A 12684-nucleotide genomic window follows, 5' to 3' on the forward strand; every position below is an offset into this window, starting at 1 on the left:
GTGAATGTACGGAGTCCCCGATGCTGAACAACGGCGCACTGATCGCCGACCGCTACCGCCTGCAGCGGCTCATCGCCACCGGCGGAATGGGTCAGGTCTGGGAGGCTCTCGACACCCGGCTGGATCGCCGGGTGGCGGTCAAGGTGCTCAAGGCGGAGTTCTCCGCCGATCCCACCTTCCGGCACCGCTTCCGCACCGAAGCCAAAACCACCGCGCAGCTCAATCACCCGGGCATCGCCGGGATCTACGACTACGGCGAGACCTACGACCCGTCCGCGGGTGAAACCGCCTACCTGGTCATGGAATTGGTGCAGGGCGAGCCGCTGAACACGGTGCTGAACCGGCTCGGCCGGCTCTCGGTCATGCAGGGCCTGGACATGCTGGAGCAGACCGGGCGCGCGCTCGAGGTGGCGCATGCCGCCGGCGTGGTGCACCGGGACGTGAAGCCGGGCAACATCCTCGTGACGCCGACCGGTCAGGTGAAGATCACCGACTTCGGCATCGCCAAGGCCGTGGACGCCTCGCCGGTCACCAAGACCGGCATGGTGATGGGCACCGCCCAGTACATCGCGCCCGAGCAGGCCGTCGGCGAGGACGCGACCGCCGCCAGCGACGTGTACTCGCTCGGCGTGGTCGGCTACGAGGCGCTGGCGGGCCAGCGTCCGTTCAGCGGCGACGGCGCGATCACCGTCGCGATGAAGCATGTGCGGGAGAACCCGCCGCCGATGCCGGCGGATCTGCCGCCGAACGTGCATGAGCTCATCGAGATCACCATGCGCAAGGACCCGAACCAGCGCTACGCCAGCGGCGGCGAGTTCGCCGACGCGGTGGCCGCGGTGCGGGCGGGTCATCGCGCGCCGGAGCCGAAGGGCGCCGCCGCCACCGGAACCGGAACCGGTCCGTTCACCGAGGGCGCCACCCGGGTGCTGCCGCCCGGCCCGACGGTGATCCTGCCGTCGGCGCAGCAGGACGGCCCGACCGTGCCCTACAAGGGCGCCGCCGCAAGCACTTACGGCGCGCCGGAGACGGCGATGAATCCGGGCAGCACGGCCATCCCGCCGCCCAAGCCCGACGGTCTCACCAACACCCAGAAGTGGCTGATCGGCCTCGGCATCGGCGCGGTGCTGCTCGGCGGCGCCGCCACCTGGCTGGCGTTCGGCGGCGATACCAATCCGCAGCCGGATCGTCCGGTCGTGACCACCACGCTGGTCCCGCCGACCACGACCAAGCCGCCGGTCACCACGACCACGCGGCCGGCGCCGCCCCCGCCGCCGGTCACCACGACCCAGCCGCCGATCACCACCACGGTGCCGCCGACCACGACGACGGAACCGCCGACGACCACCACGGAACCGCCGACCACGACCAGCAAGCCGCCGACGACGACACCGGTCCCGAGCACCACCAAGACCGGCAAGACGACGACTACCCGGCCCCCGTACTTCCCCACCCTCGACTTACCATTTCCGGATAGTCCCGGTGCTCGAGGCCCCTCGTCCACTCGTAGCGTGCCTACTCCTTCACAAGGACAACCATGACGACCCCGAAGAATCTCGGTTCTCGCTACGAGCTCGGCGAGATCATCGGATTCGGCGGTATGTCCGAGGTGCACAAGGCCCGGGACCTGCGGCTGAGCCGCGATGTCGCGATCAAGGTCTTGCGTGCGGACCTCGCGCGTGACCCCACGTTCTATCTGCGTTTCAAGCGCGAGGCGCAGAACGCCGCCGCGCTGAACCATCCGGCCATCGTCGCGGTGTACGACACCGGCGAGGCCGAGGTGGACGGCGGCCCGCTGCCCTACATCGTGATGGAGTACGTCGACGGCGACACCCTGCGCGACATCGTGCGCGGCAAGGGCCCGCTACCGCCGCGCCGCGCGATGGAGGTCGTCGCCGACGTCTGTGCGGCACTGGATTTCAGCCACAAGGCCGGGATCGTGCACCGCGACATGAAGCCCGCCAACATCATGATCAACCGCGCGGGCGCGGTGAAGGTGATGGACTTCGGCATCGCGCGCGCCCTCGCCGACAGTTCGAATCCGATGACGCAGACCGCGGCCGTAATCGGTACCGCGCAGTATCTTTCGCCCGAGCAGGCGCGCGGCGAGACGGTCGACGCGCGCTCGGACGTGTACTCCGTCGGCTGCGTGCTCTTCGAAATCCTCACCGGCGAACCGCCTTTCACCGGTGACTCGCCGGTCGCGGTGGCCTATCAGCATGTCCGCGAAGATCCGCGGCTGCCCTCACACGTGCACGCCGGCGTCCCGCGCGAGCTGGACTCGGTGATCCTCAAGGCGATGAGCAAGAACCCCGCCAACCGGTATCAGACCGCGGCCGAGATGCGCGCCGACCTGATCCGGGTGCTGGGCGGGCAGAAGCCCAGCGCGCCGATGGTGATGACCGACGAAGACCGCACCACCGTCTTCGGCTCCGACGAATCGTCCTCGCGCGGCTACCGCATGGTCGAGCGCCGCGACGACACCGCCGAGCAGGAGGCCACCGATCCCGGCGGCCCCCGGCGCACCTGGATCGCGGTCGGCGCCGCGGCCGCGCTGGCCGTCGCGTTCGCCCTGTTCTGGGTGCTGATCGGGCCGGGCAGTCGGCCGGATCAGGTGGCGATACCGGATCTTTCGAACAAATCGCAGTCCCAGGCCAAGGATTCGCTACAGAAGCTCGGCTTCAATGTCGCCGTGGAGCAGAAGGCGGACGGCAAGATCGCCCAGGGCAATGTGATCGCCACCCAGCCGCTGGGTGGTTCCCGCATCGACAAGGGCAGCACCGTCACCCTGGTGGTCTCCACCGGACCGCAGCAGGTGCAGGTGCCCCGGCTGAACGGGATGACCCAGGAGCAGGCCGAGCAGTTCCTCAATTCCCAGGGCCTGCGCATGGATCCGAACGTGCAGCGCAAGGCGTCCAGCCAGCAGGAGAAGGACAAGGTCATCGGGACCGAGCCCGCCGAGGGCGCCAAGGTCGACTTGGACAAGGCCATCATCGTCATCCTCGGCGACGGCCCGGAGAAGGTGCGCGTGCCCTCGGTCGTCGGCCAGGACATCAGCGTCGCCCAGCCGAACCTCGAGGGTAGCGCCGGTTTCGCGGTCAGCATCGAGGAGGTGCCGTCGTCCAAGCCGAAGGGCGAGGTGCTCTCGACCAGCCCGGCCGGCGGCACCCAGGCCGACAAGGGCTCCAAGGTGACCGTCCAGGTCTCCAGCGGCGAGATCACCATGCCCAGCGTGGTCGGCATGACGCCGTCCCAGGCCGTGGAGGTGCTGCGGTCGAAGGGCTGGACCGGCAGCACCAGCCAGATCGTCCAGCAGCCGCAGGGCACCTTCGACGCCGGCAGCGTCGGACGGATCCTGGGACAATCTCCGGCAACCGGTGCTCCGTTGTCCAAGACCGCCACGATCACCATCTCCGTCGGCGTTCTCGGCCCACCGTGACGCTCCCGATCACGGCTTACAGCTACTTTCTGGAAAACTCAGACTCCACGCAGTGATCAGCTGGAGAATGGGGCTGCTCATCCGAATGCGTCCACCGCAACCAGGAGGTAGCCCCATGACCACTGCCCGCGACATCATGCGTCCCGGCGCGCACTGGATCTCCATGGACGACACCGTCGGCAAAGCCGCGCGGCTGATGTCCGAACTCGGCGTCGGGTGCCTGATCGTCTCCGATGACAACGAACGCATGCGCGGCATCATCACCGACCGCGACATCGTCGTGAAATGCGTCGCCCAGGGCAAGTCCCCCGGCGCCACCAAGGCCGCCGACCTCTGCGAGGCCACCCCGCGCTGGGTCGCCGCCGACGCCGACGTCGAAGCGGTGCTCGACGAAATGGAAGGCCACCGCGTCAAGCGCGTGCCGGTCATCGACGAGGACAAGAAGCTCGTCGGCATGATCAGCGAAGCCGACCTGGCCAAGCACCTGGACGACAATCAGCTCGGCGAGTGGGTCAACTCCATCTACGGGCGCCCGTAGCTAGGACAGGTCGAGGTGCCGGTTCATCGCCATCGCCTCGTCCGCGAGTTCGGGCAACTCGATCACCTCGACGCCATGCTGCCGGAGGTGCTCCACCCCCACACAGTTCGTCACAAACGTCGTCGGCTCCCGCCACGCGATGACCACCCGCGGAATCCCCGCGCGCAGAATCCGTTCCGTGCACGGCGCGCGGCCGGCGCTCGCCCGCTGCGAACACGGTTCCAGCGTGCTGTAGATCGTCGCGCGCGCGAGCCGCGAGTCGGCATCGCCAAGCTTGTTCAACGCCGATTCCTCAGCATGCACTTTGTCGTCGGTCTCCCGCGAGAAACCTGTTGCGATCTCCACCCCGTCCGCCACGACCACCGCCCCGACCGAGAACGCCGTCGCACTCGGCGGACACTTCCGCGCGAGCTCGATCGCTCTGCGCATGAACTGGTGATCGGACTGTGCAGCGCTCATGCTCGGCGGTTCTCCTCGTCGTTGGTACGGTCCTCTGCGGTTCAGCGGGTATAGCGCAGGACTGCGACGTCTCCCACTTGCGTCATACCGGAAAGACGCAAACGGCGGTGCGGCCCACCGGGATAGGCGGCGGGGCCGAGGAAGCGCGGTGCGTTCGGGTCACCGACCAGGATGGGAGCGACGGCGAGGTGCAGTTCGTCGGCCAGGTCGGCGGCGAGGAACTCGGTGTGGACGCGGGTGCCGCCCTCGACCATCAGCTGGGTGACCCCGCGCCCGCCGAGATCGGCCAGCAGGGCGGTGAAGTCGACTACCGCGCCGAGGCTGACGACTTCGGCCAGGCCGGACAGCCGATCGCCGAGTCGCGCGGCGCCGGAATCCGTCGTGTAGACGAGCTTGCCGCCGCCGTGGTGCCAGAAGCGCCAGGCCGGATCCAATTCGCCGCTCGCCGTGACGGTTAGCTTCAGCGGGTACTCCGGCTTGCCGGCGGCGATCCGGGCAGCGCGGCGTTCCGCGCTGTTCACCAGGAGGCGGGGGTTGTCGCGGCGCAGGGTTTCCGCGCCGACCAGGATCGCGTCGGACTCGGCCCGTACCTGATCGACGCGGTCGAGATCCGCGGTGCCCGACAGCGTCAGGCGGTCCGGGCTCGCGTCGTCGATGTAGCCGTCGAGACTGACCGCTACCGAGAGCACCACATGCGGGCGCACCGGGGCGGCAGGCGGTGGGGTGGTTGGGTGCGGCGTCACTGCGTCACCAGCGCGGCGACCTCCGCTTCGAGCATTTCGACCAAGCCCTCGGCGGGACGCTCGCCGCACACCTCGAGCCAGTTCGCGAGCATGCGGTGGCCGCCCTGGGTGAGCACGGATTCGGGGTGGAACTGGACGCCGTGGATGGGGAGGTCGCGGTGGCGCATGGCCATCACGATGCCGGATTCGGTGCGGCCGGTGACCTCGATCTCGGCCGGGAGGGTTTCCTCGGGGACCGTCAGCGAGTGGTAGCGGGTGGCGGTGAAGGGGTCGGGCAGGCCGGACAACACGCCGTTGCCGCTGTGGAACACCAGCGAGGTCTTACCGTGCAGCAGCTCCGGCGCGCGGTTGACGGTGGCGCCGAACGCCTCGCCGATCGCCTGATGGCCGAGACACACGCCGAGCAGCGGTGTGACGGACTTCGCGCAGGCGTGCACCAGCGGGATGCTGGCCCCCGCGCGGTCCGGCGAACCGGGCCCGGGGCTGATCAGAATGCCGTCGAAATCGGCGACTACGGCGGCCAGGTCGGCGAGTTGCGGGTCGTCGTTGCGCCACACCACAGCCTCGGCCCCGAGCTGGCCCAGGTACTGCACCAGGTTGAAGACAAAGCTGTCGTAGTTGTCGACGACGAGTACGCGCATGGAGACGAGGTTACGTGGGATAGCCTAGAAGCACACCGGAGGGCGTCTGAGCCGCGCCCCGATCGGTCCTGGCTGCGCCCGGTTCGAATCCCCCGGTACCGACCTGCACGCCGAACACGAGGACGTCATGCCGAAGTCGAAGGTCCGTAAGAAGACCGACTACACGATCAACCCCGCCAGCCGGACCCCGGTCAAGGTCAAGGGCGGCCCGTCGCCGGTCTGGTACGTGGCGATCATGCTGGGCTTCATGGTGGCCGGCCTGATCTGGCTGCTGGTGTACTACCTGGCGGCCGAAAAGATCACCTGGATGAACGACCTCAACGCCTGGAACTTCCTGATCGGTTTCGGCCTCATGGTGGTCGGCCTGATCATGACCATGCGCTGGCGCTGACCGCTCGAGCGCGCGTCTGCCGGAATTAACCGGATAACAGACATGTCATTCATCCCCACCTGTGGATAAAGGTGGGGACAACTCGAGGAGTCTTCGGTTTCCCAGCCCACCGAATCCACCCTGACCTGGTCCACACCGACCCCGATGCTGGTCGCGGTGACGGTCGGCGGCGTCATCCTGACCGGGGCGGCCGTCCTCAGCAATGACGGCGCCAGTCGCCTGCTGATCGGACTCGCCGCCACCGGCCTGCTGGGGCTTGCCTTGCTCGGCTACCGGCAGCGGCCGCGGCTCACGATCATGCCCGGGCCCGAACCTCGCCTGGTGGTGCGCTCCCTGATCGGCCCCGCCGAGTACACCCGCGACCAGATCACCCGGGTCCGCATCGTGGGCTACCGCCGCCTCGGCCGCAAGAATCCGATGCTCGAGATCGATGTCGACGACAATGGCACCGAACGCCTGCTCATCTTCGGTCGCTGGGATCTCGGCGCCGGCCCGGAGGACGTGTTCGACGCGCTCGTCGAACACGGGCTCGCCAGCCTCGACTGACACCCGCGCCGGTGCGTCGCCAACGTTTCACGTGAAGCAAGACGACGCGATTCGCGACCTCAGGTCAGCGTGATCGCCCGGACCGCGATGATCGTCAGCGCGATCAATCCGATCGCGGCAATGCTCGCCCACCCGATGCTGCGCGCCGCCTCCTGCGTTTTCGCGCCCAGCCGCTCGGGCAAGTACAGCAGGCCGAACGCGGCCAGCGTGCCCGCGACCAGCCCGCCGAGGTGCCCCGCGATCGACAGATGCGGGATCGAGAAGCTGATGAACAGGTTGATGCCGATCAGGATGAACATCTGATTCGCGTTCTGCCGCAGGCGGAGCAGCAGCACCGTGATCGCGCCGAACAGGCCGTACACGGCGCCCGACGCGCCGGCCGTCGCCTCCAGCGGGCCCTGGAAGACCATGCAGGCCGCCGCGCCGGCGATCATCGAGACCAGGTAGATCGCGAGGTAGCGCAGCCGGCCCAGCGGCGGCTCCAGGCTGCGGCCGATGATCCACAGCGCGAACATGTTCAGCGCCAAGTGGATCGGTCCGTAGTGCAGGAAGCCCGAGCCGATCACCCGGATCCAGTCGCCGTTCGACACCAGCGCGGGGACCAGCACCCAGTCGTAGAACAGTCGCGAGGTGAAGAAGTTCGTCCCGCCCTGCGCGTTGTCCACCAGATTCCGGGACTGCCACGCGGTGACGGCGTAGATCGCCACGTTCAGCACGATCAGCGCATAGGTCACATATGGCACCGCGCTCTTGCCCGCGACAGCGCCCGCGACGGTCCGGACCTGACGGGTGCCGCGCTGCCCCTCGCGCACACAGTCGACACAGTGCTGTCCGACTGAGGCGGAGCGCAGACATTCGGGACAAGCCGGCCGCCCGCAGCGCGTGCACGCCAATCCGGTAGGGCGATCAGGGTGGCGGACGCACGTCGGTGCGGGCGGCTGCGGATTCATAGCATCACTCGATCGTGATCTTGGAAATCACGACCGGCTCCTTCGGGCGGTCGTTGCGATCGGTCGGTGTGGTCGCAATGGCGTCGACGACCTTGCGGGAGTCCGGATCGATGACCTCACCGAAGATGGTGTGCTTGCGATTCAGATGCGGCTGCGGGCTCACGGTGACGAAGAACTGCGAGCCGTTGGTGCCGGGCCCCGCGTTCGCCATCGCCAGCAGGTAGCCGCGGTCGAAGCGCAGCTCCGGGTGGAACTCGTCGCCGAATTCGTAACCCGGGCCGCCGCGACCGGTACCGGTCGGGTCGCCACCCTGAATCATGAATCCGTCCATCACCCGGTGGAAGACCGCGCCGTCGTAGAACGGTCCGGTGCTGCCGCCACTCGCGTTCTGCGTGGTGTACTGCGCCGAACCATCCGCGAGGCCGAGAAAGTTCCGCACTGTCTTCGGCGCGTGGTTGCCGAATAGCGCGATCTTGATGTCGCCGTGGTTGGTATGCAGCGTCGCGCTCGCAGTCTGAATCGGTGAGGTCACGTCGCCATGCTAGTCGCGGGCGGACCGTCGGCGACCGAAGTGGGTTACCGACGCGTCGCATCACACAATTGGACGACCTGGGCTTACTGCGGGATTTCGCTGGTTGTGCCAGAGTGGTCGAATGACCTTGGGGCGCCAGCTTGTATCCGCACGTTCTCGTAACCGGCTCGTTGCCGCGGTTGTCGTGGCGCTGGCCGGAGCCGTCGCCTGGTTGTTGCGCAGCCGGCGGCCGCAGCCGCCCGCGGTGGCTCCGGAGCCACCGCGGATCGGCTACTCACGCAACGGTTCTCCGCAGCCGGTCAGTGTCGACGGCCGCGGCGAGGCGTAGCACCGCGCTCAGCGGCTCACAGTCCGCTTGTACTGGCGCAGCGCCAGCGGCACGAAGATCAGCAGAATGACCACCACCCAGATCAGTGAGGTCACGACCGGGTGCTGGATGGCCCAGGCGTCGGACGGCGGCGGCATCATCGGATCGGTGTTGCCGAAGAGATTGCGGGTGGCCTGAGTGAGCGCCGAGACCGGGTTCCATTCGGCGAAGATCCGCAGCACCTTCGGCAGGTTCTCCAGCGGCACAAAGGTGTTGGCCAGGAAGGTGAGCGGGAACATGACCATGAAGCTGGCGTTGTTGAACACCTCGGGCGTGCGCACCAGCAGGCCGACCACGGCCATGATCCAGGAGATCGCGTAAGCGAACAGCAGCAGCAGGATGTAGGCGAGCACCGCGTCCATGATCGATCCGCGAATTCGCCAGCCGACCAGGTAGCCGGTCAGCGACATCACCGTCAGGCTCACCACATTGATGACGACATCGCTGATCGTGCGCCCGAACAGCACCGCGGCCGGAGCCATCGGCAGCGAACGGAACCTGTCGATGATGCCCTTCTGCATATCGTCGGCCAAGCCCGCGCCGGTGAAGGAAGCGCCGAACACCACGGTCTGGGCGAAGATACCGGCGATCAGGAACTCGCGATAACCGCCCTCCATCCCCGGCACCGCGATCGCATTGCCGAAGACATAGGCGAACAGCAGGACGAACATGATGGGCGACGCGGTCGAGAAGATCAGCACGTCGGGGACGCGCTTGATCTTGATGACATTGCGCTTGGCGATGGTCAGGCTGTCGTGGATCAGATACGACAGGCGCTGCCCCGGACTCAGCCGCTCCGGCGCGGCGAAGGCGGAGCGGGCGGCGGGGACGTCTTTGCGGAGGTCGGTCATCGGACAGTTCCTTCCGCCGACTCGAGCTGGGCGCCGAGTTCACTGCCGTTGACGTAGTCCTCCGCCTCGTGCCCGGTCAGCGTGAGGAACACATCGTCGAGCGACGGCCGCCGTAGCCCGACATCGTTGATCTGGACCTCGTTGGTCCCCAGCAGCCCGATCGCGTCGACCAGCGCCTGGGACCCGTTGCTGACCGGCACGGTGACCCGCCGGAGACCGGGCTCGATGTGAATCTCACCGTCCGCCAAGCCTTTCAGCACCTGCTCGGCGATCCCCAGCTTCGCGGGATCGGCCACGGTGAGCTCGATGCGGTCGCCGCCGACCAGGGTCTTGAGTTCGTCGGCGGTGCCACGCGCGATCACCTTGCCGTGGTCGATGACCGCGATGGAGTCGGCCAGCCGATCGGCCTCGTCCATGTACTGCGTGGTGAGCAGGAGCGTGGTGCCGCCCGCCACCAGTTCCTCGATGACGTCCCACAGGTCGAGCCGGGCCCGGGGATCTAGTCCCGTGGTGGGCTCGTCCAGAAACAGCACCGGCGGATTGGCGACCAGGGCGCCGGCCAGGTCGAGCCGGCGGCGCATACCGCCGGAGTACCCCTTGACCGGGCGATCGGCGGCGTCACTGAGCCGGAATCGGTCCAGCAGTTCGCGGGCCCGATCCTTACTGGGCTGCACGCCCATGTGATACAGCCGGCCGACCATCTCGAGATTCTCGAAACCGGTGAGGTACTCATCCACCGCGGCGTACTGGCCCGACGCCCCGATCCGGGAGCGCAGCGCCTGCGGATTGCGCAGGACATCGATGCCGGCGACGGTGGCGCTGCCTTCATCCGGGATGAGCAGGGTGGTGAACACGCGGACCGAAGTGGTCTTGCCCGCGCCGTTGGGGCCGAGCAGTGCGGTGACGGTGCCTTCCGGCACCGAAAGATCGAGTCCATCGAGGGCGACCAACTGGCCGTAACGCTTGACCAGACCCTCGGCGACTATTGCGTCGGGCATGACTCTCCTGGGGTTCGTGAGTTTCGCGAAGTGGGCCGATCGATACCGGAGTCAGTATTGCCCTGCGCACCGACAATTTCATCCGTTTTGTCTGGTGCGCCGGTCGGGCCGGAGATGTCGAAGGTCGCATCCCGGTCCAGGCGGTGCTCGGGGGTACCGGAACGGGATGCGACCGATTCGATCCTCGCGCGCGCCACCCCCCGGGGTCGTGCGTAGGCGGCTACCCGTTTCCGCGGGAGCCGGTACTCGGGTACCGAGCGAATCATGTGGCGATCCTCGCACCGGGGTCCGACAAGTTCGCGCCGTCGACATGCCCGAAGCGCCGATGACACGCGACAAATACGACAGAATCGGGACGAACACGCCAGGTCCAATCCCGGTGCGGGACAGGCAGCGACCGGTCTGCATGTTTCGCTGAAACCGTCAGACTTCCAGCTGACCACTGGTTCCAGCCCTGTAATTTCCTGAAAGACAACGGTTTTGGCAAACAATCAGCCGATACCGTACCGGCGCCGCGCAACCCGGCCGCCCCGCCGCGGCGCGCGCCTCTGGATACCAGGTAACCCGACCCCAAAAAATCTACGAAAGTGGCGTTCCCCACGCACACACAAACACAAATCATCGCGTAGGATCATTCTCGTCGGCCCCTCCCCCCCGGGCCGACCCTACGCGGGCCTCGGCTAACTCCCCCCCTTCGCCGAGGCCCGCTCCCCATTTCTAGGGCAGGTTCATGCCGGCCTCAACCGGCGATCTCCTCCCCGAAGCCGACGCGCCGCCAGGCCGTGGCCAGCCGCTGCGCCCGCACCCGCCCCGCCGTCGCCAGCAGCGGACGATCCCGTTCCCAGCGCTCCCTGGTCACCGCGTCGACCTGCTCCCACAGCGGCTCCGCTTCCGCGAGCAGGCGATCGAACTCCGCGAAGATCCCGCCGAGCGCGATGTGCACGCCCGGCGACGTGGGCGCGTCCATGTCCAAGCCGCGCACCATCGCCACCGTCGCGAGCAAGCGCTGTAGCACCGGCCGCGGCCAGCCGGCCGCCCGGCCGACGCGCACCAGCCACCCCAGCGTCGCCGCGAGCACGTGCACGTCCTCGACGGTCCGGAACGGCTTCAGGAAATCCGCGTACCCGTCCCCCGGCAGCAGCCGCGCCGCAGCGTCCTCGAAAACCACTGTCGCGTGCGGGATTTCCGGGGCCATCGGCAGTGGCGGCCGATTCGTCACGGTGACTCCGGGCTGTCCGGCCGCGACCAGCGCGGCCCGCAGCCGCGGCCTGCCGTCCACCACTTCCCCGGTGCCGGCGATCACCACCAGTTGCCGGGCCTGGTCCCCCATCGTCGTAAAGGTCTTGGTACCGCGGACCACCCAGCCATTCCCGGCGGGCACGACCTCGGTCCGGATCGCCGCGGGATGCGCGCCGCCCTCCTCGGTCGCCGACACCGCGATCAGCTCCGGGCCCACCAGCTCCGGCACCAGCTTGCGCAACGCTTCCTGATATCCGGACAGGAACGCGAAACCCAGCCGATCGGCGGCGAAACCGCCCGCGACGGCGCAGTCCACCGGCGAGCGGAACGCCGCCGCGACCGCCGCGTGCCGAGCCCACGCCTGTTCGAGATCGGCGGGCGCGGCCGCGTCGATCGGGGCGGTCAGCAGGTACTCGAGCACATCGTTCACTCCTGCACGGTATCCCGCCGGCTACACCCGGACCCGCTCCTGCTGCCAGATACGGCTGCGCAGATCCCGGCCCCGGATCACTTGGATCCGGAACGGCTCCAAACGCATGATGTGCAGCTTGGGGTCCGCGGGCGAGCTCCAGAACTGCCCCAGCGGATACCCAGCGCCGGGCGGGCTGGTCCGCGAGTACAGGTCCCAAACCCGTTGCCGCACCGCCATATCGTCATCCCAGGCCGCGGTGGCGTCGATCGCCACCGAGTCGTTGCGCCGATCCCAATAGGAGAAGCTGACATGCGGATTCCGGGCGATATGCGCCGCCTTCACCGGTGTCTTGTAGGTGGCCAGCCACCCCACCGGATTCCCATCCACGTTCTCCCAGATGGGGATCAGCACGCGCGTCCGCGGCCGGTTCTTGCTGTCCACCGTCACCATCGTGGAGTAGACGATGCGTCCCACGTAAGCGTCGAACTCCGATTCCAGCTCCGCGAATTCCGCGACTTTGCCACTCATGGCCTGCCTCCCGAGACGGTTCTTCCATAGCATGTCGGTTACTTCTTGTAACT

15 protein-coding genes are annotated in these 12684 nt (G+C 67.8%); 6 read left to right on the forward strand and 9 right to left on the reverse strand.

Annotated features, from left to right (window positions below; translation table 11 throughout):
• The first annotated feature begins 20 nt into the window (after positions 1–20).
• From AB0M14_RS05915 to AB0M14_RS05925, 3 genes are all read left to right on the forward strand, one after another.
• Entirely contained in the window at positions 21–1538 is a 1518-nt protein-coding gene (locus AB0M14_RS05915; RefSeq protein WP_364989267.1) for a protein kinase, read from the forward strand.
• The gene (gene pknB, locus AB0M14_RS05920) at positions 1535–3436 is read left to right on the forward strand and encodes a Stk1 family PASTA domain-containing Ser/Thr kinase (protein ID WP_364989269.1); all 1902 of its coding nucleotides are present in this window, start codon (positions 1535–1537) and stop codon (positions 3434–3436) included. The genes AB0M14_RS05915 and pknB overlap by 4 nt, the downstream gene beginning before the upstream one ends.
• A 115-nt stretch (positions 3437–3551) precedes the next feature.
• Complete coding sequence (locus AB0M14_RS05925) at positions 3552–3974, forward strand: CBS domain-containing protein (protein ID WP_364989271.1); 423 nt, start codon at positions 3552–3554, stop codon at positions 3972–3974.
• Here the strand turns inward: AB0M14_RS05925 and AB0M14_RS05930 are convergent, their stop codons facing one another.
• Genes AB0M14_RS05930 through AB0M14_RS05940 form a run of 3 tightly spaced genes read right to left on the reverse strand, consistent with a single transcriptional unit; the run spans position 3975 to position 5817 of the window.
• Complete coding sequence (locus tag AB0M14_RS05930; RefSeq protein ID WP_364989274.1) at positions 3975–4433, reverse strand: deaminase; 459 nt, start codon at positions 4431–4433, stop codon at positions 3975–3977.
• Between the two features lie 41 nt (positions 4434–4474).
• Positions 4475–5176: a dihydrofolate reductase family protein gene (locus AB0M14_RS05935; protein ID WP_364989276.1), complete on the reverse strand. Its 702-nt coding sequence runs from the start codon at positions 5174–5176 to the stop codon at positions 4475–4477.
• Positions 5173–5817, reverse strand: a complete 645-nt coding sequence (locus AB0M14_RS05940) for an aminodeoxychorismate/anthranilate synthase component II (RefSeq protein ID WP_364989279.1) — start codon at positions 5815–5817, stop codon at positions 5173–5175. The genes AB0M14_RS05935 and AB0M14_RS05940 overlap by 4 nt, the downstream gene beginning before the upstream one ends.
• Before the next feature lie 127 nt (positions 5818–5944).
• Between AB0M14_RS05940 and crgA the strand changes: the two genes are divergently transcribed.
• Together crgA and AB0M14_RS05950 are read left to right on the forward strand one after the other, a co-directional pair.
• A complete protein-coding gene (gene crgA, locus AB0M14_RS05945; protein ID WP_364989281.1) occupies positions 5945–6208 on the forward strand; it encodes a cell division protein CrgA in 264 nt (87 codons plus the stop codon).
• Positions 6209–6352: 144 nt separating this feature from the next.
• A complete protein-coding gene (locus tag AB0M14_RS05950; protein ID WP_364989284.1) occupies positions 6353–6754 on the forward strand; it encodes a PH domain-containing protein in 402 nt (133 codons plus the stop codon).
• A 59-nt stretch (positions 6755–6813) separates the two neighbouring features.
• On the opposite strand, the gene AB0M14_RS05955 is transcribed toward AB0M14_RS05950, so the two are convergent.
• Positions 6814–7704, reverse strand: a complete 891-nt coding sequence (locus AB0M14_RS05955) for a rhomboid family intramembrane serine protease (protein ID WP_364989286.1) — start codon at positions 7702–7704, stop codon at positions 6814–6816.
• 4 nt (positions 7705–7708) lie between these two features.
• On the reverse strand, positions 7709–8236 hold the full coding sequence (locus AB0M14_RS05960) for a peptidylprolyl isomerase (RefSeq protein ID WP_364989289.1): 528 nt from the start codon (positions 8234–8236) through the stop codon (positions 7709–7711).
• 121 nt (positions 8237–8357) lie between these two features.
• Between AB0M14_RS05960 and AB0M14_RS05965 the strand changes: the two genes are divergently transcribed.
• Positions 8358–8564: a hypothetical protein gene (locus AB0M14_RS05965; protein WP_364989291.1), complete on the forward strand. Its 207-nt coding sequence runs from the start codon at positions 8358–8360 to the stop codon at positions 8562–8564.
• 8 nt (positions 8565–8572) lie between these two features.
• On the opposite strand, the gene AB0M14_RS05970 is transcribed toward AB0M14_RS05965, so the two are convergent.
• The 4 genes from AB0M14_RS05970 to AB0M14_RS05985 form a co-directional block, all read right to left on the reverse strand.
• Positions 8573–9454, reverse strand: coding sequence for an ABC transporter permease (locus AB0M14_RS05970; protein ID WP_364989293.1), 882 nt, complete (start codon positions 9452–9454; stop codon positions 8573–8575).
• Positions 9451–10452 carry an ATP-binding cassette domain-containing protein gene (locus AB0M14_RS05975; RefSeq protein WP_364989295.1) on the reverse strand — a complete coding sequence of 334 codons (1002 nt, stop codon included), beginning with the start codon at positions 10450–10452 and terminating at the stop codon, positions 9451–9453. The genes AB0M14_RS05970 and AB0M14_RS05975 overlap by 4 nt, the downstream gene beginning before the upstream one ends.
• Positions 10453–11191: 739 nt before the next feature.
• Positions 11192–12121 carry an acyl-CoA dehydrogenase family protein gene (locus tag AB0M14_RS05980; RefSeq protein ID WP_364989298.1) on the reverse strand — a complete coding sequence of 310 codons (930 nt, stop codon included), beginning with the start codon at positions 12119–12121 and terminating at the stop codon, positions 11192–11194.
• 21 nt (positions 12122–12142) lie between these two features.
• On the reverse strand, positions 12143–12631 hold the full coding sequence (locus AB0M14_RS05985) for a pyridoxamine 5'-phosphate oxidase family protein (protein WP_364989300.1): 489 nt from the start codon (positions 12629–12631) through the stop codon (positions 12143–12145).
• Positions 12632–12684 lie beyond the last annotated feature (53 nt).

The organism is Nocardia sp. NPDC051832 (genome assembly GCF_040681285.1).
GTDB lineage: Bacteria > Actinomycetota > Actinomycetes > Mycobacteriales > Mycobacteriaceae > Nocardia.